The sequence below is a fragment of the Fructobacillus papyrifericola genome, from assembly GCF_018437235.1.
GTDB lineage: Bacteria > Bacillota > Bacilli > Lactobacillales > Lactobacillaceae > Fructobacillus > Fructobacillus papyrifericola.
The window spans coordinates 62,506-87,048 of sequence record NZ_JAAMFJ010000002.1; the positions used below are offsets into that span (position 1 = coordinate 62,506).

Sequence of the window (24,543 nt, forward strand, 5' to 3'; positions counted from 1 at the left end):
GTGTTGGCCCCTTTCGTTTGAAACTTCTCCCCTAGTTTACCATTTTTCTGGTTAAAACCGGTTGGGGAAGGCGTTTTTTTGTTGGAAATTCTTCGACCAAGCCCCCCTCTTCTTCCACCATTGACCAGTAAGCCTCCTTGGTGACAATGAAGGCATCCAGCAGCGGTAGCCCCAGCTGCTCCCCCAGGTCGGACAGCCTTCTTGTAAAGCGCCGGTCTTCAACGGATGGTTGGACCTGGCCAGAGGGATGGTTATGGGCAATAATCATCGCGTAGGCGTTTTTTTGCAGGGCCTTTTGAAAGATTTCACGTGGCGATGCCGAAACTTCGGTTAAAGTTCCAACAAAGACCACCTCCCAACCAATCAAATCCAGCTGGGTATTCAGCGAAGCCAAAAAGACCTGCTCTTGTTTTAACGAACCGATTTCCGCTTGGGCAAAGCGGCCAAAAACCTCCGAGTGCTTTGCTGAAATCAACCGGTTCTGAGCGTGTTGTTGCATCTGCTGGCCAGCGAAAAGGGCGTGCAGTAAGGCCCTGTTCACGCGCGGATTCTCCGAGATAAAGTCGGCGGCCGTTTCGCTATCCAAAGAAAGAAAGTCAAAGCCCTTTGGAAAGTAAAGATCAAAGCGGGCACTTTCAACTGCCGCATCTTCACCCAAGGCCTCGTAAAAAGAAAAAACCTGTTTTTTCATATTGTCCCCCCAACGGGTGACACGAAAAAACAGGTAATTTATCCATTTATTTCTTAACGGTGCTCTTCACTTGATCAACCGTCTTTTGGATACGGGCAACCACCCGGCCATCGTTGGCACGGGGATTGGTCATCTTCATGACTTTCAAAGACATGAACATAGCAAGGACCACGAGAACCAAGTCCATGATGTAGGTCCACATGATACCGAGCGAAGTGCCCTTGGCCATATCGGAGCCGTGGCTGTTTTGGAAGACCGAAACAATCGAAGCGGCCAGGGCAATCCCGACGGCGGCCGAATAGTTGTTAACGGCCGCAAAGATTGAGTTTCCGGCGTTGTGGTACTGCCGGTCCATATTGGAGATGGCGTTGGTCATGTTGTTTCCGTTCCAGAAGCCAACCCCCAACTGCATGAGGATGAAGCCAATCGTGGCGGTCAAGACCGTAAAGGGCAGAACCGTCATGAAAAGAACACCAAAGAAAATCAAACCAAGGCCAATGTTGTTTGGCAAACGAGCTCCAAAACGGTCGTAGAGGTTTCCAGAAATCACCGCCATGAAGGCCAGGCCAAGGGCTCCTGGGAAGAGGGCCAAGCCGGCCACGGAAGAATTCTGGTGCAAGATGAGCTGCAGCCCCATTGGAATGGCGTAGTTAAAGGTTAAGTTGACCATCTGCAAAATGAAGGCCGAGGAGACGGCCAAACGGAACATTGGCTTAGCAAACATCTTTGGTGAAAGCAGCGGTTCCTTCTCGTTGCGAGCGTAGAAGTAATAACCCAGAATACCAAAGACAAAGGCAGCCAGTGCCACCAAGCTTGGCAAGTTCCAAAGGCCATCGGCCGAGAAGCGATCGATGGTGATCAAACCACCAACAAAGAAGGAGGAAAGAAGTAACCAACCAACGATGTCGAAGCGGACTTTTTTCGTTTCAACAGTCTGATCAATCGTAAACCAACCCAAAAAAAGTGAGAAGAGCTGGATGGGAATGACCACCCAGAAGACCATGTGCCAACCAAAGGCATCGGTCAAAAAGCCACCAAAGGCAGGGCCCAAGGCTGGTGAGAAGGAAACAATCAAAGAGGCCAAGCCGACCATCGTTCCCCGTCGGTTAACGGGCACCTGCTCAAAGATGACGTTGTTCATCAAGGGTAAACCAACCCCAGCACCGACACCTTGCAGCAATCGACCAAAGAGAATCATGGGGAATTGGTTAGAAATGGCATCAATCAAAATTCCAACCAGCGAAATGATGCCGGCAGCCAAAAACTGCGAGCGGTTTTTAAAACGGTCCTTCAACCAAGAAGACATGATAATGACCATGGAGGTCAACAAGATCACGCCGGAAGTCAGCCACTGAACCGTGGCGGCATCAACGTGGAGGTTCTTCATCAAAACCGGAAAGGAAACGTTTAGCGCCGTTTCCAACATAATATCGGTAAAGGCAATCAACGCAATGGCTAGAATGCTTAAAATCAGCCTTGGGCTGAGGACTTTTTCATCTGACATAACTGCCTCCTAACATCAGCAATAAAGTAGAGCGAACCGGTAAAGATTAGCGGTCGCTTGGTTTTTTTCTTCATTTGAAGCGCTTCTTCGACGCTTTTAATTGGCTTTGTTTCTGGAGCAAAGTGATCAAAGGCCATCCCTGGTCGACCAGGTAGTCCTTGGTAATCAAAGGACCAAAGAGACAGCAGTGGATCTTTTGCTAACTGACTCAGCGCTCGTTCCAAATGCTTATCCGCCAAGGCACCGATAACCAGGTCGGCCCCGTCTGAAAAACGTTCGTGGATGCTTTCTTGCAAGGACTGCAAGCCCGCTGGGTTATGGGCCCCATCCAAGTAAACACCAGCTAGAACTTCCTCAAAACGGCCGGGTAGAAAGGCTTTTTGCAGGCCGTCTGCGATGGTCTGCTCGCTAACCGATGATCGAAAAGTCTTGTAAGCCAAAACGGCCGTCTGGGTATTTTCCCGTTGGAAGCTGCCCTGCAAAGCACTTTTAAAAGTCGGCTCTTGCCCGCTTGCAATCAGCAGTGGACAAGCCAAAGACCGGCACTCGTCTTTCATGACCGTCAGGGCTTCTTCTGGCAACGCAGGTCCAAGCACAACCGGTTGGCCAGAAACGAAAATCCCGGCCTTTTGCTTGGCAATCGCTTCGATTGTGTTGCCAAGCAGCTGCTCGTGATCCAAGGCAACCGAGGTCACCACCGCAACGGCCGTCGTTTCCATGAAATTCGTCGAGTCAAAGCGACCGCCAATGCCGACCTCGACAACGGCCAAGTCCAGCTGACTTTCTGAAAAGTAGCAAAACATGATGGCCGTCACGACTTCAAATTCGGTGACGGCAAGCGTCCCCTTTGATTCTTCCTTAACCCGCTCGACCGCTTCTTTTACCCGCTTTGTATAGCGAGCCAGCCTTTCATCATCAATGTCTTGACCGTTGATTTGAAAGCGGTCGTTGAACGAAACGATGTAGGGCGAGGTAAAGAGGCCAACCCGTAAACCGTCCGCTTGGCCAATCGACGAAAGCATGGTCGAAACCGATCCCTTCCCGTTGGTCCCGGTGACGTGAATGACCGGCGGCATTCTTTTTTCGGGATTTTCTAAAGCAGAAAGGAGAGCGGCCATGCGGGCCTGGCTATCTTTTTTCCCGGCCTTTGGCCTTGAATGAATGTAAGCCAGTGCTTCTTCAATCGTCATGGCGCCCCCCTTCTTTCTTATCTTCATTATAAACAAAAAAACCGCCAGATAACAGACGGTTTTCAAACATTTCATTTGTTAAATTCTTTTTAACCCTTTTCACGGATTGAAAAGTCGCGCTTACGGCCTTGGCCGTTTCCGCGGCGTTCGCCACCGTGGTTGTTACCCTTGTAACCACCACCGTTGCCGTTTCCACGACGGTCGCCATCGCGACGGCCACGGTAACCACCGCCGCCATTTCCACGACGGTCACCATCACGGCGTCCACGATAGCCGCCACCGTTTCCACGACGGTTGCCACCACGGTATCCGCCGCGTGAACCGCCCTTACCACCCTTACGGCGTGGCAATGGCCGTTCGCGAGACAAAGTAACGGGTGCGTTTTGCTTTTCCAAGCCAGCAGCGGAAGCCAAGAGACCGGCTGCCAACTGTTCTGGCGTGAATTGGCTGACCAATTGGGCAACCTGTGAAGGCATTTCTTCTGGCTTAACCAAGTTGGTCAACTTCGCAGCGTCATCAACGGCACCGTTGATACGGCCCAAACGTGCTTCCTGCAAAGTAGCAGGTTGCAATGGCGTCATGCGCTTCTTCGTCAATTCTTCGATGGCACGCAAGTAGTCCATTTCGTTTGGTGCAACCAAAGTCACTGAAGTACCTTCGGCACCGGCACGACCCGTACGTCCAATACGGTGAACATATGATTCTGGGTCCTGTGGAATATCAAAGTTGTAAACGTGGGAAACGTCCTTCACGTCCAAACCACGGGCAGCAACGTCGGTTGCCACCAAGAGGTTGATTTCGTGTGACTTGAATTGGTCCAAGACACGGGAACGCATCTGTTGCGTCAAATCACCGTGCAAACCAGCGGCTTTGTAGCCACGAGCTTCCAAACCACGTGCCAATTCTTCAACACGACGCTTTGTACGGCCAAAGACAATGCCCAAGAATGGTTCTTGGATATCGATGGTACGAGTCAAAGCATCGAACTTTTCTTCGTGACGGCAGCGGATGAAGAACTGTTCAACCAAGTCCGTCGTCAACTGCTTGGCTTCGATCTTAACCATTTCGGGGTTGGTCATGAACTTCACACCGATACGACGGATTGATTCCGGCATCGTTGCTGAGAAGAGCAAGGTCTGACGTGAGTCAGGTACTTGAGCGATGATTGATTCAATATCGTCCAAGAAGCCCATGTTCAACATTTCGTCGGCTTCATCCAAGACCAAAGTCTGAACATGACCCAACTTAGCCGTCTTACGGTTAATGTGGTCAAGCAAACGACCAGGTGTTCCAACCAAGATTTGTGGGTGGGACTTCAAGCCTTGAATCTGACGGCGGATGTCGGATCCACCAAAGACAACTTGCACGTTAACGTGCTTGTCTGAGCCCAACTTCTTCAATTCATCAGCCGTCTGGATGGCCAATTCACGCGTTGGGGAAATGATGACTGCTTGGATGTTTGGGTTGTCCAAGTCAATGTGTTCCAGGATTGGCAAACCAAAGGCGGCCGTCTTACCGGTTCCCGTTTGGGCCTGACCGATGACGTCCTTACCCGCCAAAGTCAGCGGAATTGTCTTTTCCTGAATAGGGGTTGCATCCACGTAACCGTGGGCTTCAATGGACTGCAAAATGGCTTGTGACAAGCCGAGTTCGTTAAACTTCAAAATTTTCTCCTTTAAAAGCACGAAAGCGCGCTTAAGACCTAATTGGTCTACTTCTATGATAACGCGCTCCCTGCGCGTTTGAAAGGCCAAGCGGTTTATAGTCTAGCTGGACTGACTCGCGGGTTGTATCAGACACCCACCTTACTTTATGGGGCTTGTTGCCCAGTTAATTCGGTAAAGAATTGTTGGCCGACTTTTTGGAAGGAATGGTCATTGTCGTACTCGTTTGACAAGAGAATCACGGCGTTTTTTCCCTTATTTGAAACCACGGCGTTGGATTCGTAACCAGAGAAGATGCCATGGCCCTCATAGACATCGCCATAACCATAGGTACCAGCGGCATAGTGAGCCGGCAAGTGTTGCGCCAAGAGCGCCTTGCTGTTTTTCACCAATTTGTTGGTAAAGAACAGTCGGTATAGCTGGTAGAGCTGGCCAGTGGTCATGGACACGTTTCCGGTTCCAGTTTCCCGCTGGTACTCAACCGGCGTCACATCCCGTTCTTCGGTCGTTCCAAACTGGTAGGACTTAGCAAAATTAGCCGCCTTTTTAAAGGTCGGGTAAAAGAGGATGCCTAACTTGGCCTTTTTGTTAAAGGCTTGCTCGGACAAAGTCTGATAGGACTTGCCCGTCACCTTCATCAAGATACCGGCCAAGAGGCGGTAGTTAATCGGCTGGTAAGTCCAACCGGACCCAGTCCCAATCACACCACCGGAACTCTCAGCGTTTTCAGCCGAAAAGTCGACGTTGTCGGCATCCGATGTGAAGTCGGTTGGCTGCTTACTCTGCTTCAAGCCGGAAGTCATCGTTAACAAATCCCGAACGGTAATCTGGTCGGCGTTCAAGACATTGGGGTAGTAATCCGACAACTTTGTATCGTAGGACAGCTTGCCCGCTTCGACCTGCTGGCCAATCAAAATGGCCGTTAAAATCTTCGCCGTTGAAGCCACCGGATAAGTGGTCTTTGGCTGATTGGCCTCATCCTTTTCGGCATTGGCCTTGCCATAACCTTGGTGAAGGACCACCTTGCCGTTCTTAACGACTAAGGCCGTGCCCGAAAAGTGGCTGTCCTTTAAGGTTTGGTCGAACTTTTTTGCGACTTTGCCAGCGGGTTGAACGCTTTGATCAAAACGTTCCTCCTTTTCTGCACTGGTCTTCTGAGCGACCACCTTATCCGGCCGTGAGGCACCAATTACCGTTAAAGTCGTGATTAAGGCGAACAGAACAAAAACGGAGAAAAAGTAAAAGACTGGCCGGTGGTACCAGGGTAACTTAGCCTTTGCTGGGAAAATATCCGTGCGCTTAAGCATGGTTCTTCCACCCTTCCGTCAAGGAAGCAACCACCTTTTCCAAATGAATGCCGTGGGAGGCCTTCAAGAAGACCAGGTCGTCTTTTTTCAAGCCATCCTTCAAATCAGCACTCAACCGGTCTAACTCATCTGCTTGATAACCCTTTACGTTCAGGTCCGGTGCTGCCTTTTTCAAAGCGGGTAGGAGGCTGTCGACCATGATGGGGCCAACCAAGTCAACTTGTTTAGGCTTGGTTGCCAGAACGGCATCAGCCAAAGCGGCATGCAAAGCCGGTCCCTCTTCGCCCAATTCGAGCATGTCCCCTAAGACGAGGACCAAGTTGGCAGCGCCATCTTGGCTCAGCGCCCTCAGCACTTCCTTTGTCGCCGTTGGATTGGCGTTGTAAACATCGGAAATCAATTGCGCCCCGTTTTGAGCGGTCAGGCGTTCTGTCCGGTTCTTCGTGAGATCAAAATGTGCCAAAGCACTTGCCATGGTTTTGAGGTCCAAGCCCAGTGCTTGACCAACCATAATCGCTGCTTCTGTATTCTTAACATTATAGCGGCCTAGCATGGGAATTGCAAACCGCTGGCCCTTTTCGGTCCAGACCGTTTCAGCCAAGCTCTCCTCAATATCAGCAGGAACCGGTCCGAAATTCTTCGTATTGGCTGGCAAGTTCGTCGCCTCTGTCAACAGTGGCTCGTCTGCTGGAATCAAAAAGAGTCCGCCATCCTTCAAGCCCGCCGTGATTTCAAGCTTGGCCTTGGCGATGTTTGCCCGGGTCTTGAAGAATTCCAAGTGGGCTTCACCAATCATCGTGATGACCGCGATATCCGGCTTTGCTAAAGTCGACAGTGCCGTCAACTGGCCCGGTCGATCCATGCCCATTTCCAAAACAAGCACATCCGTGTCTTCCGGCATAGATAAGATCGTCACCGGCAAGCCAATTTCATTGTTGAAGTTGGCTGGTGTCTTAAAAGTCTTGTACTTGGTCGACAGGATGGCCGCCACCATGTCCTTGGTGGTCGTTTTCCCATTGGAGCCAGTGATGGCCACAACCTTTGGTCCGACTTCATTCAAGTAGTACTGACTAAGCTGCTGCAAGCCGGCTAAGGAATCTGGCACCACCACGGCCGGCGCATCTTCAGGCAAGACGTGTCCTTCTTCTGCCAGCACCGCCCGAGCCCCCTTGTCCAGGGCCATCTGGATGAAGTTGTGCCCGTCGTTTTCACCAACTAAGGCAACAAAGAGATCGCCCGGTTGAACTGTTCGTGAGTCGAAGGAAACCCCTTCGACTGCTGTTTTTTCATCGCCCTGAAGGACGCCATCTGTGGCAATCGCCAACTCTGCTAAGGTGAGCTTCATAAATAATTCCTTTTAACCAATAAATGTTTTACGAATCTGTTGTGCAATTACGTTTGCATGACTTTCCAGGGCAAAGTGTCCAGCATCAAGAGGGACTATCCTTGCCTCGGGGACATCTTTCAAAAAGGCTACTGCCCCCTGCCAGATGAAGGATGGATCGTTCTTACCCCAAATCGCTAAGAGTTTCGGCTGTTGTTTCCGCAAGTATTGCTGGAAGGCAGGGTATTTCGCCACGTTTGTACGGTAATCTAAGATTAAATCATTTTGCTTTTCAGCATAATCCGGAAGAACTTGGCTGTAGTAGATATCGAGAAGATAACCATCTGGACCGACGGCGCCTTCTTTTTCACCACCAAGATACTGCTTTTCAATCGTGTCCTTCGCATAGGCTGCTGCAAAAGTCCGGCGCCCCTCATTCGTCGGATTTTCCCAATAAGTCCTTCGGTCTTGCCACTTAGCACCAAGGCCTTCTTCGTAAACATTACCGTTTTGCGAAATAATCCCAAGAACCTGCTCGGGCTTTTCCATGGCCAAACGGAAACCAACCGGTGCCCCATAATCAAAGACGTAAAGATAGTAGCAATCGATTCCTAGTTCTTCCAAAAAGGCTGCCATCATTTCAGTCTCATGATCAAAGGTATAGGAAAAGTTTTCCCGACTAGGAGCTTCCGTTTGCCCAAAGCCCACCATATCAGGTGCAATGCAATAAAAGTCTCTTTCCAAAAGGGGCATTAAATTACGAAAGTAATGTGATGCTGTCGGAAAGCCGTGCAATAAAAGCAAAACTGGCTGATTGGGATTGCCCGCCGTTCGAAAAAAAATCGAAAGGCCCGAAACATTTACACGTTGATATTGCATGTGACACTCCTTTTGCAAAGCCCATTCATTCTATTTTAACGCTTTTTAGAAAGAACTGTCACCGTTTCAATGTGGGCCGTTTGAGGAAATTGGTCAACCGGAACGACCGGCTGACTAATCACATAGCCCAATTCCTTGAAAAGGGCACAGTCGCGGGCGGCGGTCACCGGGTTACAAGAAACGTAAACCACCCGGTCGGGGGCCATCAAGACCGTCTTTTCAATCAGTTCTGGCGTTAGCCCACGCCGTGGCGGATCCACGAAGACGACATCGGGCTGCACGCCTTCCGCCTGCCATTCGACAAATTGCTCGGGCGCGTCCTTTAAGATGTAGGTCGCGTTTTTGATGCCGTTTAAGGCTAAGTTCTTCTGGGCGTCTGCAATCGTCCCGGGCACCACTTCGACACCAATCACCCGCTCAACCTGGTCGGCTACGGACATGCCGATGGTTCCGATCCCAGCATAAGCATCGACGACCAAGTCCGACTTTTTCAACTGAGCCAAATCGGCCGCCGTCTGGTAGAGCCGTTCGGTCATGACCGGATTGACCTGGTAAAAGGAATTAGGGCCAATCAAGAAGCGCTTGCCTAAAAGCGAGTCTTCAATCTGGTCCTTTCCATAGAGGGTCTCATTATCGGCCGATAGTTGGACGTAGTCCTTCTTGGGTGCCTTGTTCAAAATCAAGGAGGTCAAATCAGGCAAAGCAGCCACAATCGCGTCAACCACTTCTGCTTGTTTTGGCACAGTCGGCTCGTTTGATACCAAAACCACCATCAACTCTTTTGAATAGTAGCCCCGGCGAACCATGATATAGCGAACGGCCCCCTCTTCGGTATCAGGATCATAGGCTGAAATGGCCAAGTTCTCCAAAATGTTGCGGACAATCACAATCACCTCATCCAAACGACGGTCGTTAACGAAGTAGTCTTCCATCGGTACCAACTGATGGGTTCCCCGCTGGTAAAAGCCCGAAAGCAACTTGCCATTCTGCCATTTAACGGGTACAACCGTCTTGTTTCGGTAGTATGATGGGACTTCCTCATCCATGGTGACGGGTTCAGCAACATCAACCGTCAAGCCGGCCGCCTCGAAGTTTTCTTGAACCAGGGTCCGCTTCCAATCCCTTTGTGCTGGGTAGGCCCAGTTAACCAAGGGCGCCGTCCCCGCTTCTAAGAGATAGTCGCGCTTTGCGTCAATGCGCTGCGGATTTGCTTCCAGGATTTCTTTGACCGAACCATAGGCCGATAGTTTATCAACCTGGATGATTTTGACATCTACCACTTCGCCCAGCATGGTGTTGGCAATGTAAACCGGGTAGTTTTTTTCCGCATCAGCAAAAGCCAGACCCATCCCGTTTTGGCGAATCTTATCGATGGTTAGGGTGACCGTTTCATTCAGTTTTACAGGTGGGGTTGTCTTAGCCATAAGGATTCCTACTGTGCGTTTTGTAAAAGACTTTTTCAAAAGAAAAAACGTCCACCAAGGTGAACGTTTTTGAACAAACTTATTGGTCGTTGTTCTTGAAACCGAAGTTCGCAAACTTCTTGTTAAACTTGTCAACGGCACCATCAGCCTGAGTAAACTTCTGCTTACCAGTGTAGAATGGGTGTGAGTCTGACGTAATATCCATACGTACTGATGGATATTCTTGGCCGTCAAATTCAGCCGTCGTTTCCGTTTCAACAGTAGAAGCTGACAAGAACTTCTTACCAGTTGCGGCATCGATGAAAACTACTGGACGGTAGTTTGGGTGGATATCTGCTTTCATGACTAATCTCCTTAGCGCCCTGACTATTCATAGCCAGAGTCAGTTATTAACTGTATAAGTGTAGCATGCCAAAGTCTTTTTGACAAGAACTTATGGCATCAAATTAATGAGGTCAACCCCTTCAATTTGAAGGTCAACGCCCAGGCCGCGCAGCTTCTCAGCAATTCGGTCGTAACCACGCAAAATGTGGGAGGCGTTATCAATCACCGTTTGACCATCGGCCATGATGGCGGCAATCACCAGAGCAGCCCCGGCACGGATTTCCGCGGCTTCCACCGTGGTTCCGACCAGACGCTTCGAGTGGTTAATCTTGATTTCCCCAGGATTTAGGGAAGACAGTTCCGCCCCCATCCGGCGCAATTCGGCAATGTGGCGAATCCGCTGTGGGTAAATCGTTTCAATAATGGTTGATTCCCCCTCTGCCAAGAAGAGCAAAGGCGTAATCGGCTGTTGCAAATCCGTGGCAAAACCAGGGTATGGCATGGTTTTGATGGAAACCGGCTTCAAGGCGCGGGACGGTCCGATGTAGATCGAGTCGTCGCCAATCTGCATATCAACGCCCATTTCAATCAACTTGGACGTGTATGACTCCAAGTGTTCCGGAATGACGTTTTGAATGGTCACGCCATCGCCGTATGCCGCCGCCATGGACATGTAAGTCCCGGCTTCGATTCGGTCAGGAATCACCGTGTGGGTGTTTTGTGCCTTCAAGGAGTCCACACCAGTAATCCGGATGGTATCGGTTCCGGCACCACGGATGTTGGCCCCCATGTTGTTCAAGAAGGTCGCGATATCGATAATTTCAGGCTCCTTGGCCACGTTTTCGATAATCGTCTGACCTTCGGCACGAACGGCCGCCAAGATGATGTTAATCGTTGCCCCAACGGAAACCGTGTCGAGAGCGATTCGGGCCCCCTTCAAACCGTTTTCCGTCGCATCGATGTTAATCACATCGTCTTTTTCCGTGACTTTGGCACCGAGGGCCTCAAAACCCTTGATGTGTTGGTCAATTGGACGGGAGCCCAAGTTATCACCACCGGGGAAAGTCACCGTGGCACGGCCAAAGCGGCCGAGCAAGGCCCCCATGAAGTAATAGGAGGCACGCAGGGACTTGATCGCCGTTGCCGGCAATGGCGCTTCCTTAATCGTCGTTGGATCAATGGAGAGGTCGCCATCATGGAAGTTCGAGTGAACGTTCATGGCGGCCAGAATGTATTGTAAGTTTTTAACGTCCAAAATCTGTGGCACGTTGTCAAAGTTAACCGCTGTATCAGCCAAAATAGCTGCTGGAATCAGCGCAACCGTTGAGTTTTTGGCACCACCGATGGTCACTTGACCAGCGACTTTGTGGCCACCGTTAATAATAATTTTTGCCATGAGGCGAATCCTACTTAGCTATGAGTTTACTTCGATTATACGGGGTTTATTAAAAACTGACAATTGCAATTAACGAATTTCCGCGCCAAATTCTTTCACTAAGGCTTCTTCAACCTTGGCAAAGTCCTTGGTCACCGCTTCTTCGACCAAGGTGTCGTTTTGATCTTGATAAGTCAGCTGATAGGCCAGGGACTTCTTCCCTTCCGGCGTTCCCTGACCGGTGTAAAGGTCAAAGAAGGAAACGGTCTTCAGGTGTTGACCAGCTGTCTTTTCAATCAAGTCCACGACCGCTTGGTTAGTCAACTTGGCATCAACCAGGATGGCCAAATCACGAGTGATCTGTGGGTAACGCGAAATTGGTTGATAGGCGTTGTCCCGCTTTGCAAAGTCAATGATTTCTTCCAAATTCAATTCGAAGGCAAAGATGGCGGGCAGCTTTTGTTTGGCCACAAACTCCGGGTGAACCTGCCCAACGTAACCCAGGTATACCTCACCGGCATAAACGTCAGCGGTTTGACCCGGGTGCATGTTTGGGTGTTCCTTGGCAGCCTTGAAGCTGACCTTTTCAATGCCAATGTTCGCCAAGTAGCTTTCAACCCGGCCCTTCATGGCGTAAAAGTCGACTTCTCGGTTCTTAATCTCGTTTTGCCAAGTCGATTCGGCAAGCGAGCCCACCAAAACAGCGGCCAGGTGTTCTTGTTCAACGGGCTGAACGGCGGCGTTATCGTTCAAGAAGACACGGCCCTGCTCGTACAAGGCGATGTTCTTAACCGAACGGGCCACGTTGTAGGCTACGTCGTCAATCAAGCCGGAAAGCAAGTTTTGCCGTGCCGTTGTGCGGTCCGAAGACATTGGGTAATCCAAGGCCAAGACCGGGTGGTCGGCGCCGATGTTAAAGGCCGTTGCCTTTTCCGGCGTCATCAAGGCGTAGGAAATCGCCTGGTCAAAGCCAAGCGCCTGCAAAATCTTGCGGGATGCCCGAATCTTCTTTTGCCGGGGCGTCAAATCACCGGCCGTTGACTGGCCATCGATCAAGGCTGTTGGCAAATTGTCGTAGCCGTAAAGGCGGCCGACTTCTTCGACCAGGTCGGCCGGAATCCGCAGGTCCGTTCGGCGACCAGGAATGATTGCCGTCAGCTGGCCGTCAGCGACTTTTACCTGCAGGGCCAGCTTCTCCAAAATCGTTACAACTTCTTCTTCCGTCAAAGTCGTCCCAAGAACCTGGTTAAAGCGGGCCACGGGCATGGTAATCGTCACGTCTTCGGCCTTTGCAAAGCCGGCAGTTGCTTGACCATCAGCAAGCTGGCCCTTAGCTGATAAGGCAATCCGGTTGGCCGCTGATGACAGGGCCGTCTTGGTGTTCGTCAAATCAATACCACGTTCCAAACGGAAGGAAGATTCCGAACGAAGTCCGTGACGGCGGGCGGCTTGACGAATCAAGCTGGCATTGTACTGGCCGGCCACAATCAAGACGTTTTCAGTCTTTTCGGTCACGGCATAGCTTGGGTCAGCGGCAATCCCGGCCAAGGCCAGAATTTGAGAACCTGCTGACAAAACGATGTCTTGCCCAGCGCGCAAGGCAATGGCTTCTTCCCCATCCCCTTGACCAAGCACTTCGCCCTCTTCAGCTAAGCGAACCAGCACCGTCTTGTCTGCCAAGCGGTCCAGGTCAAAGGCAGCCAGTGGTTGGCCACTGGCCAGGAGTTCTTCGTGCAAAGCGTCCAAGACGTTGTTAACCGGCTTAATGCCAGAGGTCCAAAGTCGGCGCTGTAAGGCCAGGCCACTTTCCTGCACCTGCACGCCATTGACAACGGCAAGGGCTAGGCCAGAAGCCAAAGTCTGCTGTGCGATTTCGGCTGTCACCTGTGCATCCGCCGTTTCCTTGGCAACTGCTGCGCCGGTCACCACTTGTTCGCTCACCTTCTGATCAAGCATGGCCGCCAATTCATAGGCCATTCCCCGCATGGAAAGCAAGTCGGCCCGGTTGGGCGTCAAGTCCGTGTCAATCATCGGATCCTTCAAGCCAAGGACGACAAGGGCGTCGTCACCGGGCTTAACGTCCGCGCCTTGGTCAAAGACGTAAATGCCCTCTTCAAAGGGCTGTGGACAAAGGGCGTCGGGTAGTCCGATTTCCTGTAGGGCTGAAAGCATCCCGTAGGAAACTTCGCCACGGAGCTTGGCCTTTCGAATCTTCACCAATTCACCGGATTCGTGATCAATGATGTGGGCGCCGACCGTTGCCAAAATCACCAACTGACCTTCGGCGACGTTTGGTGCACCGGTCACAATTTGAATCGTTTCCTGACCGTCAAAGACCTGGGTGATGTGCAGGTGGTCGGAATCCGGGTGATCCTTAACTTCATCAACACGGGCCACAATCAAGCCGTCCTGCTTGGCTGCTGCCTGACCAACCTCTTCGATTTCAACGGCCGTCAATTCGATTTTTTGGGCCAAGTCCAACACGGCCTGTTCGCTCAGGTCCAAGCCTGGCGTCAAATAGTCGTTTAACCACTTTAAATTCGTCTTCATGATTAGTTTCCTCGCTCGTTAAACTGCTCTAAGAAACGGCTGTCGTTTAAGTAGAACTGGCGGATGTCTTCCACCCCGTACTTCAACATGGCAAAGCGGTCCGGACCAAGTCCAAAGGCAAAGGCCGTGTATTCTTCTGGGTCAATACCGTCCATCTTCAAGACGTTGGGGTGGGTCATTCCAGCACCCAAGACCTCAATCCACTTGATGTCTTCGGGCTTGGTGTCTGCGGTCACCTCATCCCAGGAAACGTCGACTTCAACGGATGGTTCCGTAAATGGGAAGTAGGAAGGCCGCAAACGAATTTGGTGCTTTTCACCAAAGAGCTCCTGCATGATGGAAAGGAGGGTCCCCTTCAAATCGGCCATGGTGATGTTCTTACCGACAACCAGCCCTTCGACTTGGTGGAACTGGTGGGAGTGGGTCGCATCGTCGGTATCACGACGGTAGACTTTTCCCGGGGCAATCATCTTCAAGGGTCCCTTTGAAAAGTCGTGCTTCTCCATTACACGCGATTGGACAGGAGACGTCTGCGTACGAAGCAAGATTTCCGGCGTGATGTAGAAGGTATCCTGCATATCACGGGCCGGGTGGTCCTTTGGCAGGTTTTCCCGCTCAAAATTGTATTCATCGGTTTCGACTTCGGGTGAGTCAGTTGGATCGTCAATGATTTGGTAACCGAGTCCCAGGAAGTGGGCTTCGATTTCATCCATGATTTGCTGCAAGACGTGGGGGGCGCCCAGTTTTGGTGCTGCCCCTGGCAAAGTCACGTCGAGTGTTTCAGCTGCGAGCTTTTCTTCCAAGGCCTTGGCTGCTTGGGCGGCCTTCTTTTCTTCAATCTTTTCCTGGATGGCCGTGCGAACCTGGTTTCCAACCTGGCCGACTTCCTTCTTTTCGTCAATCGACAAATCCTTCATCGACTTTAATACGCCGGTAATCTTTCCCTTCTTTCCGAGGAAAGTCACGCGAACTGCTTCCACATCCACGTCGGGCTTGGCCAATTCGGCCGTTGCTTCTTTCAAGAAGCCCTGTAATTCTTCAACTAATGTCATCTTCATCCCTCTTTTATCCAAATAAAAAAGCCCCCTGTCATCTTTCGATGCCAAGGGACGTCACGAATGCCGCGGTACCACCCAAGTTCTAGCTAGGCTAGCGCTTTTCGCCGGTATCGGCGGCAACCGTTGACGATTAAATCAAGTTTCTTCGGACTGAAATTCAAAGGGCTGGTTAACGGGCTCTCACTTCCCCCGCTCGCTGATTAACCAGGAAACCTTCTACTAGGTCCTGCATTTCTCCTTTAGTATAGCAAATTTCACAGGAAGAAACTAGGGAGTGAGCTAGTGCTTTTTCTAAACGTCTCCCTTACTCAGTCACTTTTTTAGAATATTTGTAACAAATATTTAACAAAGGACATAAAGTAGGTTAGAATAGACTTAGTTAAACGAGACGGAGGTAAAAGGACATGAAGAATACATTGATTCCAACACTCATTGGAACAGTCGTCTACTTCTTGGTCATCCACTTCTGGTTGTATTCCGGCGACCTGCGGATGGACCTCTTTTCCGCCGCCCTCTTCTTCCTGATTTTGACGGGCATTAACGCTTACATGCAGCATCGATCAAGGAAGCAAAAAGAAAATAAATAATAAAAAGCACACCTTCACAGGCGTGCTTTTTTAAGGCTTCAATTCAACAACTTTCTGCTCGACTAAGTTTTTATCCAACAAATAAAGAACAATCAGTGAAAGAATCAATGCACCGGAATAAATCACGAGCACTTCCAGAAAATGGTCCGTGTTAGTCCCCTTGATAATATTCAATGAAAAGTCAAAGACAAAGTGAATCACGGCCGTTACCCAAATCTTATTGCTAACAATTCGAATAGCACACAACAGCATACCCATGCAAAAGGCATAGAAGACCTGTTCCAGAGTAGCAAGGGTGTTGGTGCCATCCAGGTTCATCAGATAAAGCAAGCCAAAGACGATGCTCGTCACAAGAGCAATGACCGTCATTCTAGATTGCTGAACATCATGACGATTCAAGATCCGCTGCATGAGATTAAACAAATAGCCCCGAGCAAAGTATTCTTCAAAGAAGCCGGCCCCGACCGCAACCAAAACACAACTTAAAATCACGTTTAACGATGCTTTTGGCATTCCCATCAAACTAGCAATATTGCCATTGAGTAAATAAATCATCAAAAGATAGGCGAATAGAACTCCCGTCATTCCCCTTTGCCCTTTTGTCAAAGTCAAACGCTTTGCAAAAAGCTTTTCACGATTGGTTTCCTTACGAACGAGCCGAACGACAAAAAATAGGAAGGCCAACATTAGCGCGCCTAAAAAGATTGTGCCAGCTAAGGGGACGACTTGGGGTTCGGCCGGTTCAACGGCAGATCCGAAGAACATTAAAATAAAAATCAGAATACCGTGATGCACCTTGATGTCTTGCTTTGCCATGTCATTCTCCGTTTTTAGAAATTTTTACTCATCTAGCTTAGCATGTTTATACCTTCCTTATCTGTATGCTTAAAAAAAGCACGCCATCACGGGCGTGCTTTTTTTCTTATTCATTTACTTGATTCTTTGTTCCCTTGCCTGCCAAGACATCCAGGATGTTTTCAGCTGCTGTCTTCGCAATGGCCTTCTTGGCCTCACGAGAACCACCAGCCACGTGTGGCAAAACGTAGGTGTTTTCAAGCGAAAGCAGTTCGTTTGAAGGCGAAATTGGCTCCTTTTCAACAACGTCCAAGCCGGCGCCAGCGATTTCACCAGCCTTCAAGGCAATAATCAAAGCCGCTTCGTCCACAACCGGTCCACGACCGACGTTGACCAAAACGGCCGTCTGCTTCATCTTCTTAAAGGCGGCCTCGTTGACCAATTTCGTGGTCTTTTCCGTTGCTGGCAGGGTCGAAACGACAAAGTCGGCCTTCTCAAAGATTTCATCCAGGGAAGCCATGCGGCCGTTTGGCACGTCCTTATCGTGGCGGGCGTAGGCCAAAACTTCAACACCAAAGCCGGTCAACAATTCGGCAACCGTTCGACCAATGTGCCCAAAGCCAAGAATCCCCACAACTTTGTTGCACACTTGCATGCCTGGGTGGGTAGAAGCATAGGCCTTTGCTTTTTCATCCGTAATGCCCCGCTTGTCCGTATCGTACAAGCGACCAGCCATCAACATCAAGGCGACCGCCGTTTCAGCAACGGCCGTGGCGTTTGCACCAGGCGTGTTGGCCACAACAATGCCACGCTCCTTGGCAGCAGCCAAATCAACGTTATCATAGCCTACACCGTGACGGGCAATGACCTTTAAGTTTGGGAAACGGTCCATGACCGCACCGTCAATCTTAAACATCATGAGCAGGATGCCGACCACGTCTGGATCCGGCGCAAAGTCCTGGTCGGACGTCTGCGCGTTGGCCACGACTTCATAACCAGCCGCTTGCAATTCCTTGATAGCGGAATCATTCACACCATTAAACACTAAAATTTTCTTTGCCATGAGAACTCCCTTCCCCACTGTTGTAACGCAATTAGCTTATTTTTTCAAAAGCTTTTCTAATTCGGTCAACCGTTCTTCAAAGACCGCAAAGGCGGCGTCCAAGTATGCCCCCTTTTCCATGTCAACACCGGCTTGACGCATGACATCGAGCGGGTTAGCCGATGAACCGGCCTTTAAGTAATCCTTGTAGGATTCCGCCTGGTTGTGAGTCAAAATGCCTTGTGCAAGGGACGTTGCCGCTGCCTCACCCGTGGCGTACTGGTAGACATAGAAATTGTAGTAGAAGTGCGGAATCCGCGTCCATTCGTAGGCAATTTCTGGGTCGGCCACCAGATCCGGTCCGTAAAACTTCTGGTTCAACTGGCCGTAAAAGTCCGCCATGGCCTCGGCCGTCAATGGCTGACCGGCCGCGTCTTGTTCGTGAATCCAGGCTTCGAATTCAGCAAACTGGGTCTGGCGGAAGACCGTCCCCTTAAAGCCGTCCAAGTACTGGTTCAAGATGAAGGCCTTCACCTTTTCATCGTCCGTTTGCTTCAAGAGGTAATCCGTTAGCAGGCCTTCGTTGGTCGTCGAAGCAATTTCAGCTAAGAAGATTGGGTAGTCGCCATAGTGGTAGGGCTGGTTGTGACGGGTCATGTAAGAGTGAACCGTGTGGCCCATTTCGTGCACCAGCGTATAAACGTTATCCAACGTGTCCTGCCAGTTCAGCAAAATGTAGGGATTGGTATCGTAGGCCCCACCAGAATAGGCACCGGACCGCTTCCCCTTGTTTTCGACCACGTCAATCCAGCGTTCGGAAAAGGCCTTTTTGACGACGGCCAAGTAATCCTCACCGAGTGGCGCCAGGGCCGCCAAAGCAATTTCTTTGGCTTTTTCGTAGGTCACGGGAAAGTCGACGTCGTCAACTAAGGAGACGTAAAGATCGTAGTTGTGCAATTCCTTTTGACCAAGCACTTGCTTGCGCAAGGCCACGTATCGGTGCAAGAGGTCCAGGTGGGCGTCGACTTTTTCAGCCAAAGTCTTATAAACCGTCACCGGAATCTGGTTACTCGTCACCGCGGCTTCCTGAGCGGACTGGTAGTGGCGGACCCTGGCTAAGAAATTGTGCTTTTTGACCGTTGCCGAAAGCGTGGAAGCAAAGGTGTTTTGCAGGGCCATGTAGGCGTCGTATAGGGACTGGAAGGCCTCTTGTCGTTGGGCTGGGTTCTTCGAGCGCAGCATGATGGCGTACAGCCCGTTCGTCAGCTCCTTGATTTCGCCCTTTTCATCCATGACGTCGCCAAAGTCAATGTCGGCGTTATCCAATACTGAAAAAGTCTGTTCGGAAGCGGACATAATCGTTGACGCGCCAGCCAACAAAGCTTCCTGATCGGCAGGCAGGGTGTGGGCCTTTTCGCTCAAGAGAACGTCAAAGAAGTGTTGGTAGGGCGCTAACTTTGGACTTGCCAAGTAATCTTTCAAGAGCCCCTCATCCATGGCCAAAACTTCGGGCTGGAGGAAGGCCGTGGCCGAAGATACCTGGGCCAGCAAGTCCTGTACCTGGGCGTTCATCCCCGCATAGGTCGAATTGGCCGTATCCTGGTCAAACTTTTGGTGGGCGTATACGTAGAGCTTTTCAAAGGCCCGTTCGATCCGCAGGTCCTCTTCTAAGCCGGCTAGCAGCTTTTCGGCCGAATCGGCCAAGTGGCCCTGGTATTCCGCCAGCTTAGGCAATTCGGCCTGTAGTTGTGAAAAGGCCTTTTGGTAGTCTTCATCCGTTTTAAAGACCGTCGTCAGGTCCCAAGTCAACTCTTCTGGTAGTTCTTCGCGTGTAATTTGTCCCATGGAAACGCCCCCTTGTGCTTTTCTCTAGTTTAACATAGCACTTAGCTAATCCTTAAACGAAAGGGGGCTTTTTATGAAGACTTTCTCACGGTTAAAGGCCAGGCAATTGGCATGCTGCAACTCCTCTAAAAATTCCTCCAAAACCGCCTTTTGACCGTCATAGCCAGGGTAGAAGTAGCGTTCCATTCGCTGTCCTAGCTGCTCCTTGGTCAGTCCCTGCTGCCCGGCCCTTTCCAAGAGCAAATAGACCGTTAAGCGGTACTGCCAGTTGGCGACTTTTAATCCAAAGGCCGTGCCCGAAAGCAAGTTAGCAGGCAGCTGATCAACCCGCTGGCCCCGCTCGTACAAGTAGCCCACGACTCTAGCATCGATTTGTTCTCGGGCCAGTTGCAAGGACAGCTTGGTTCGTTGCCGATCCACGTCTAAGGGGGCCAGTCGAACTCCACCGTCCTCTCTGTCCCGTTGAAAAACGGCCGACCAATCAGCAAGGCCCGTCTTTTCCAAAAATAGCGGGTCTTTCAAAGTCACTTTCTCGGACCGGCGCTTCTTAAAATCGGCCCGCGCAAAACGACTTTCTCGAACAAAGCCGCCTTCCGGTAAGTAGTACCAAAGTCGCTCCGCCACCCAAAAACGACAAATGGTTGCAACCGACAGGTGCTTCTTGTAGTAATTTGGTCCAAGCAACCACCAAACACGAATGCCAAGCCTTGCATAACCGGCGTTGCGACTGGCCAAATCAGCCTTTGAGAGCGGAGAACACTGGTACTCAATGGCGACTTGGTTGCCCGGGCGGCCGACCAAGAGATCCGGTCGCTGATCGATGCTTTGCAGAACCGGCTCCACTTGCACCGGGACTTTACCAAGAAAGTAGCGATACAGGGCTAATTTACCAGCCAAATGTTCCGGCGACTCCCCCTCTGAAAAGCCCTGACAGTCCTTATTGGAAACATGGGCGAAGTGGGCAATCTTCTCTTCCCCCTGTTTCAATCGAACCGGCCCCCGACAGCTTGGACAGAGATAAATTTCGTTTTTCTTGGCCTTTTCAGCCAAGCAATAATCGTTTCGAATCGTCACAGCAATTAGCATAATAAAAACACCCCTATCTTACCGTCACTAAATGACACGATAGGAGTGCTTTATTTTCACTCAGGAATTTCATTATTACAAACAAATGTTTCTTAGATGTCGTTTAATAAAGCGTTCTAAATAAAAAACATCTCACTCGACCAATAACGGGAGTGAGATGTTTCAAATACTTTTATTTAGAATTAAGCGATTTTCTTCTTCAACCAGTTGGAGAACCAAGTCAAGAGCGTAATCACGATTAAGTAGATGACGGCAATGATCGCCCAGACACGGAATCCTTGCGAGTTACGGGCAACAATCAGAGTACCCGTCTGCGTCAATTCAAGCAAGCCGATGGCTGAAAGAATGGACGTATCCTTCAAAGTAATGATGAACTGGTTAACAAAGGATGGTACCGTGATCTTCAAGCCCTGTGGGACGATGACTTTCCAGATGGCCTGACGATGGGTCAAACCAAGCGAGCGGGCCGCTTCCATTTGACCGACGTCAACGGATTCGAAGCCACCGCGAACAAAGGCCCCAGTATAGGCTCCTTCGTTTAGGATCAAAGTCAGAATTCCAGCGGTAAAGGCCGGAATTTTCACCCCGATCACACCGGGCAAGCCGATGTAGATGAAGAAGGCCAAAACCATCAATGGCAATCCACGGAAGATGTAGATGATTGTGGTGGACAACCCGCGCCAGAACTTGGATTCGGAAATCCCCATGATACCAAGCAAGAGTCCCCAAAGGGATGCCAAAACGATTCCAAAGACCGTCAGCTTAGCCGTTTCCAGCAGGCCCTTCCAAAAGGCGTTTTGGTTGGACTTGAGGATTCCCAAGGTGGTCTTGTTATCCGAAGCTGAACCTACAAAAGTCGACTGGCTGGAATTCAGGTACTTGTTGATGATTTTATCGTAAGTCCCGTCCTTCTTCATCGCTGCCAAAGTCGTGTTGAACTGTTCGAGCAACTGGGCGTTTTGCCCCTTCTTTACGAAGAAGCCAACGCCACCGGCGTTGCCCAAGTCCTTTGGGTTACGGACTTGCAACTTCACGCCGTTTTTAATGGCGTACTGGATAACGGGGTAGTCTTCAAAAGTCGCGGCCGTGTTGCCGTTGACCACGTCGTTGTACATGGTGTCGGTATCGTTAAAGTACTTGACCTTAAAGCCGTACTTGTCCTTCAAAGAAGCCCCGTATGCTGCCGCAGCCGTTCCAGTCTTCAAGGCAACCGTCTTGCCCTTCAAATCGGACAGGGACTTGATCTTTGAGTTTGGTTTGGTAATCCAGGCCACACCAGATTGGTAGTAAGGCGTCGAAACGTCATACACCTGCTTACGGGAATCGTTAATCATCATCCCAGCGATAATGCCGTCGGCCTGACCGTTGGCCACCATTTGAGCAGCGGCGTTAAAGGACATTGGCTTCAGCGTATACGTAAAGTTATTCCGCTTGGCCACTTCCTTCAGAATATCCATGTCAATGCCAACGTAATTATTATTCTTATCCTGAAAGTCAAAGGGTGCGTAAGTGGCATCAGTTGAAATAATATAGTTGGGTTTTGAGTCTGCGCTGGCCGTCGTTCCCACTACAAAAGCAGCGAAGAACAAGGCAACCAAAGCAGTCAAAAGCGGCTTAAACCGTTTTATGACCATGGTATTCTTCCTCTCGTTTATCAAGAAGAACTTAGGCCTGCATGACCTTCGATAAGAAGGTTTGCAAACGTTCGTTCTTCGGTGCGGTAAAGATTTGTTCTGGCGTACCGGATTCTTGGATCTTTCCAGATTCAAAGAAGACAACCCGATCGGCCACTTGCTTAGCAAAGCCCATTTCGTGGGTCACGATGATCATCGTCATCCCCATCTTGGCCAAGTGCTTCATGACGTCCAAGACGTCGCCAACCACTTCGGGATCCAAAGCGGAAGTTGGCTCATCAAAGAGCATGATGTCAGGATCCATTGCCAAAGCACGGGCGATGGCAATTCGTTGCTTTTGACCACCAGAAAGTGATGAAACCGGTGCGTTGGCCTTATCAGGCAAACCAACCGTTTCCAACAATTCCTTGGCCTTTTTCTCGGCTTCTTCCTTGGTCAACTTGCCCAGTTGGACAGGGGCCAGGGTGATGTTGTCAATGACCGAGTAATTATTGAAGAGATTGAAATTCTGGAAAACCATTCCGATGTTTTCGCGGACCTTATTAATATTGGTCTTTGGATCCGAAATGTCGTAGCCATCAACTTCGATAACACCAGAATTAGGCTTCTCAAGCTGATTTAACATTCGCAAGAACGTCGACTTACCGGAACCGGAAGGGCCAATCATCACGACCACTTCGTTATCCATGACGTCCAGGGAAATATCGCGTAAGACATGGTTGTCACCATATGACTTGTTGACTTTGTCAACGTGTACTTTCACTTGTTTCTCTTCACTCATGCGTTTGTCCTTTTTTCAACCCAGTTACTGAGCAAAGTCAGCAACGTAATTACTACTAAGTATATCATAGCCACGATTGCCCAGACACGGAAACCTTGCGAGTTTCGCGTCACAATCAGCGTTCCAGTCTGTGTCAATTCGAGAATCCCAATCGCGGAAAGCAGCGACGTATCCTTCAGGGTAATGATGAACTGGTTAATGAAGGATGGCACCATTAACTTCAGCCCCTGGGGAATAATCACCCGGCGCATGGCCTGGCCATGGGAAAGGCCCAACGAACGGGCCGCTTCCATCTGGCCGTCGTCAACGGAGTTAAAGCCCCCGCGAACAAAGGCACCGGTATAGGCCCCTTCGTTCAAGACCAAAGTCAAGATCCCGGCCGTCCAGGCTGAAATCTTAGTCCCGGTTACGGCTGGAATTCCAATGTACAAGAAGAAGGCCAAGACCAGCATGGGCATTCCACGGAAGATGTAGATAATCGTCGTGGAAAGGCCGCGGAGCAAGCCGTTCTTAGAAACGCCCAGGATTCCGAGGAAAAGGCCCCAAAGGGAGGCCAAGACAATGCCGACCACCGTCAGGTAAAGCGTTTGCTTCAAACCGGACCAAAAGGCCGTGTGGTTGCTCTTCAAGATGCCCCACATACTGCTGTTATCCTTGGCCGAACCGGTAAAGGTCGACGCCTTGGCCGACAGGTACTTGTTGACAATCTTGTCATAAGTGCCGTTCTTCTTAATGATGGCCAGGCCCTTGTTAAAGTCGGCCAGCAGCGCTTGGTTTTCACCCTTCTTCACGGAAAAGCCCAAGTCTCCGGCCGCAAAGGGCTCCTTGGCGTTTTGGACTTTTAAAGCCGTGCCGTTCTTAATGGTATACTGCAACACGGGCAGGTCGGCGAAAGTGGCGACCGAATTGCCGTTAATAACATCACGGTAAACCGTGTCCGAATCGGAGAAGTAGGTAATCTTAAAGCCGTACTGATCCTTGATTGATTCGGCGTATTCAGCCCCGGCTGTTCCAGTCTTCAAGGCCACGGTCTTGCCCTTCAAATCGGACAGGGACTTAATCTTTGAATCCTTGGCTGTTGCCCAGGCTATTCCCGTCTTATAATAGGGATCGGAAAAGTCGTAAACGGCCTTTCGTTCGTTTGTGATCGTCGTTCCGGCAATCACACCGTCGGCCTGCGAAGAAGCGACCGACTGCATGGCGGCGTTAAAGGCCATCGGTTTAACCGTAACGGTAAAGCCGGCGGCTTTGGCAATCGCCTTCAACAGATCCTGATCAATTCCAATGTATTGATTGTTTTTGTCTTGAAAGTCAAAGGGCGCATAGGTTGCGTCCGACGTAATCGTGTAGTGGGCCTCGTCGGCGCTGACCGTTTTGTTTCGACCATTAAAGCCGAACAACGTTACAATCGCTGACAAAGCCACAAAAGCTGTTAACAATTTCTTTTTCATGAGTAACCCCTCTTGCTCGATACCTTTAGTCT

General features: G+C 50.3%; 20 protein-coding genes. 1 reads left to right on the forward strand and 19 read right to left on the reverse strand.

What is annotated here, in order from left to right:
* Positions 1-31: 31 nt before the first annotated feature.
* From G6R28_RS03750 to pheS, 12 genes are all read right to left on the reverse strand, one after another.
* Positions 32-691, reverse strand: coding sequence for a JAB domain-containing protein (locus tag G6R28_RS03750; RefSeq protein WP_213792908.1), 660 nt, complete (start codon positions 689-691; stop codon positions 32-34).
* 46 nt (positions 692-737) lie between these two features.
* The gene (locus tag G6R28_RS03755; protein ID WP_213792909.1) at positions 738-2,195 is read right to left on the reverse strand and encodes an MFS transporter; all 1,458 of its coding nucleotides are present in this window, start codon (positions 2,193-2,195) and stop codon (positions 738-740) included.
* Positions 2,162-3,385 (reverse strand): bifunctional folylpolyglutamate synthase/dihydrofolate synthase, encoded by a 1,224-nt coding sequence (locus G6R28_RS03760; protein ID WP_213792910.1) that lies wholly within the window; start codon positions 3,383-3,385, stop codon positions 2,162-2,164. The genes G6R28_RS03755 and G6R28_RS03760 overlap by 34 nt, the downstream gene beginning before the upstream one ends.
* A gap of 89 nt (positions 3,386-3,474) precedes the next feature.
* A complete protein-coding gene (gene cshA / locus G6R28_RS03765; RefSeq protein WP_238479335.1) occupies positions 3,475-5,049 on the reverse strand; it encodes a degradosome RNA helicase CshA in 1,575 nt (524 codons plus the stop codon).
* A gap of 146 nt (positions 5,050-5,195) precedes the next feature.
* A complete protein-coding gene (locus tag G6R28_RS03770; protein WP_213792911.1) occupies positions 5,196-6,356 on the reverse strand; it encodes a serine hydrolase domain-containing protein in 1,161 nt (386 codons plus the stop codon).
* A complete protein-coding gene (locus G6R28_RS03775; protein ID WP_213792912.1) occupies positions 6,349-7,701 on the reverse strand; it encodes a UDP-N-acetylmuramoyl-tripeptide--D-alanyl-D-alanine ligase in 1,353 nt (450 codons plus the stop codon). The genes G6R28_RS03770 and G6R28_RS03775 overlap by 8 nt, the downstream gene beginning before the upstream one ends.
* Before the next feature lie 12 nt (positions 7,702-7,713).
* Entirely contained in the window at positions 7,714-8,559 is an 846-nt protein-coding gene (locus G6R28_RS03780; protein WP_213792913.1) for an alpha/beta fold hydrolase, read from the reverse strand.
* 35 nt (positions 8,560-8,594) lie between these two features.
* A complete protein-coding gene (rlmD, locus tag G6R28_RS03785) occupies positions 8,595-9,983 on the reverse strand; it encodes a 23S rRNA (uracil(1939)-C(5))-methyltransferase RlmD (RefSeq protein ID WP_213792914.1) in 1,389 nt (462 codons plus the stop codon).
* A 79-nt stretch (positions 9,984-10,062) separates the two neighbouring features.
* Positions 10,063-10,326 (reverse strand): type B 50S ribosomal protein L31, encoded by a 264-nt coding sequence (locus G6R28_RS03790; RefSeq protein ID WP_213792915.1) that lies wholly within the window; start codon positions 10,324-10,326, stop codon positions 10,063-10,065.
* Between the two features lie 90 nt (positions 10,327-10,416).
* Positions 10,417-11,703 (reverse strand): UDP-N-acetylglucosamine 1-carboxyvinyltransferase, encoded by a 1,287-nt coding sequence (locus G6R28_RS03795; protein WP_213792916.1) that lies wholly within the window; start codon positions 11,701-11,703, stop codon positions 10,417-10,419.
* A gap of 69 nt (positions 11,704-11,772) precedes the next feature.
* A complete protein-coding gene (pheT, locus tag G6R28_RS03800; RefSeq protein ID WP_213792917.1) occupies positions 11,773-14,232 on the reverse strand; it encodes a phenylalanine--tRNA ligase subunit beta in 2,460 nt (819 codons plus the stop codon).
* 2 nt (positions 14,233-14,234) lie between these two features.
* Complete coding sequence (pheS, locus tag G6R28_RS03805) at positions 14,235-15,284, reverse strand: phenylalanine--tRNA ligase subunit alpha (RefSeq protein ID WP_213792918.1); 1,050 nt, start codon at positions 15,282-15,284, stop codon at positions 14,235-14,237.
* Between the two features lie 410 nt (positions 15,285-15,694).
* Between pheS and G6R28_RS03810 the strand changes: the two genes are divergently transcribed.
* Positions 15,695-15,877, forward strand: a complete 183-nt coding sequence (locus tag G6R28_RS03810; protein ID WP_213792919.1) for a hypothetical protein — start codon at positions 15,695-15,697, stop codon at positions 15,875-15,877.
* A 30-nt stretch (positions 15,878-15,907) separates the two neighbouring features.
* On the opposite strand, the gene G6R28_RS03815 is transcribed toward G6R28_RS03810, so the two are convergent.
* The 7 genes from G6R28_RS03815 to G6R28_RS03845 form a co-directional block, all read right to left on the reverse strand.
* Positions 15,908-16,693, reverse strand: a complete 786-nt coding sequence (locus G6R28_RS03815; protein ID WP_213792920.1) for a CPBP family intramembrane glutamic endopeptidase — start codon at positions 16,691-16,693, stop codon at positions 15,908-15,910.
* A 106-nt stretch (positions 16,694-16,799) separates the two neighbouring features.
* Positions 16,800-17,735 carry an NAD(P)-dependent oxidoreductase gene (locus G6R28_RS03820; RefSeq protein WP_213792921.1) on the reverse strand — a complete coding sequence of 312 codons (936 nt, stop codon included), beginning with the start codon at positions 17,733-17,735 and terminating at the stop codon, positions 16,800-16,802.
* 36 nt (positions 17,736-17,771) lie between these two features.
* Positions 17,772-19,559 carry an oligoendopeptidase F gene (gene pepF / locus G6R28_RS03825; RefSeq protein ID WP_213792922.1) on the reverse strand — a complete coding sequence of 596 codons (1,788 nt, stop codon included), beginning with the start codon at positions 19,557-19,559 and terminating at the stop codon, positions 17,772-17,774.
* Positions 19,560-19,604: 45 nt separating this feature from the next.
* Complete coding sequence (locus G6R28_RS03830) at positions 19,605-20,645, reverse strand: competence protein CoiA (RefSeq protein WP_213792923.1); 1,041 nt, start codon at positions 20,643-20,645, stop codon at positions 19,605-19,607.
* 182 nt (positions 20,646-20,827) lie between these two features.
* Complete coding sequence (locus G6R28_RS03835) at positions 20,828-22,279, reverse strand: ABC transporter substrate-binding protein/permease (RefSeq protein ID WP_213792924.1); 1,452 nt, start codon at positions 22,277-22,279, stop codon at positions 20,828-20,830.
* Between the two features lie 31 nt (positions 22,280-22,310).
* Entirely contained in the window at positions 22,311-23,060 is a 750-nt protein-coding gene (locus G6R28_RS03840; protein WP_213792925.1) for an amino acid ABC transporter ATP-binding protein, read from the reverse strand.
* Complete coding sequence (locus tag G6R28_RS03845; protein ID WP_213792926.1) at positions 23,057-24,511, reverse strand: ABC transporter substrate-binding protein/permease; 1,455 nt, start codon at positions 24,509-24,511, stop codon at positions 23,057-23,059. Before G6R28_RS03845 ends, G6R28_RS03840 begins: the two co-directional genes overlap by 4 nt.
* Positions 24,512-24,543 lie beyond the last annotated feature (32 nt).

Bases quoted from the DNA above. Each gene is read 5' to 3' on its own strand.
- G6R28_RS03750 (WP_213792908.1), bottom strand. From the start codon at position 691: ATGAAAAAACAGGTTTTTTCTTTTTACGAGGCCTTGGGTGAAGATGCG.
- G6R28_RS03755 (WP_213792909.1), bottom strand. From the start codon at position 2,195: ATGTCAGATGAAAAAGTCCTCAGCCCAAGGCTGATTTTAAGCATTCTA.
- G6R28_RS03760 (WP_213792910.1), bottom strand. From the start codon at position 3,385: ATGACGATTGAAGAAGCACTGGCTTACATTCATTCAAGGCCAAAGGCC.
- G6R28_RS03770 (WP_213792911.1), bottom strand. From the start codon at position 6,356: ATGCTTAAGCGCACGGATATTTTCCCAGCAAAGGCTAAGTTACCCTGG.
- G6R28_RS03775 (WP_213792912.1), bottom strand. From the start codon at position 7,701: ATGAAGCTCACCTTAGCAGAGTTGGCGATTGCCACAGATGGCGTCCTT.
- G6R28_RS03780 (WP_213792913.1), bottom strand. From the start codon at position 8,559: ATGCAATATCAACGTGTAAATGTTTCGGGCCTTTCGATTTTTTTTCGA.
- rlmD (WP_213792914.1), bottom strand. From the start codon at position 9,983: ATGGCTAAGACAACCCCACCTGTAAAACTGAATGAAACGGTCACCCTA.
- G6R28_RS03790 (WP_213792915.1), bottom strand. From the start codon at position 10,326: ATGAAAGCAGATATCCACCCAAACTACCGTCCAGTAGTTTTCATCGAT.
- G6R28_RS03795 (WP_213792916.1), bottom strand. From the start codon at position 11,703: ATGGCAAAAATTATTATTAACGGTGGCCACAAAGTCGCTGGTCAAGTG.
- pheT (WP_213792917.1), bottom strand. From the start codon at position 14,232: ATGAAGACGAATTTAAAGTGGTTAAACGACTATTTGACGCCAGGCTTG.
- pheS (WP_213792918.1), bottom strand. From the start codon at position 15,284: ATGACATTAGTTGAAGAATTACAGGGCTTCTTGAAAGAAGCAACGGCC.
- G6R28_RS03810 (WP_213792919.1), top strand. From the start codon at position 15,695: ATGAAGAATACATTGATTCCAACACTCATTGGAACAGTCGTCTACTTC.
- G6R28_RS03815 (WP_213792920.1), bottom strand. From the start codon at position 16,693: ATGGCAAAGCAAGACATCAAGGTGCATCACGGTATTCTGATTTTTATT.
- G6R28_RS03820 (WP_213792921.1), bottom strand. From the start codon at position 17,735: ATGGCAAAGAAAATTTTAGTGTTTAATGGTGTGAATGATTCCGCTATC.
- pepF (WP_213792922.1), bottom strand. From the start codon at position 19,559: ATGGGACAAATTACACGCGAAGAACTACCAGAAGAGTTGACTTGGGAC.
- G6R28_RS03830 (WP_213792923.1), bottom strand. From the start codon at position 20,645: ATGCTAATTGCTGTGACGATTCGAAACGATTATTGCTTGGCTGAAAAG.
- G6R28_RS03835 (WP_213792924.1), bottom strand. From the start codon at position 22,279: ATGGTCATAAAACGGTTTAAGCCGCTTTTGACTGCTTTGGTTGCCTTG.
- G6R28_RS03840 (WP_213792925.1), bottom strand. From the start codon at position 23,060: ATGAGTGAAGAGAAACAAGTGAAAGTACACGTTGACAAAGTCAACAAG.
- G6R28_RS03845 (WP_213792926.1), bottom strand. From the start codon at position 24,511: ATGAAAAAGAAATTGTTAACAGCTTTTGTGGCTTTGTCAGCGATTGTA.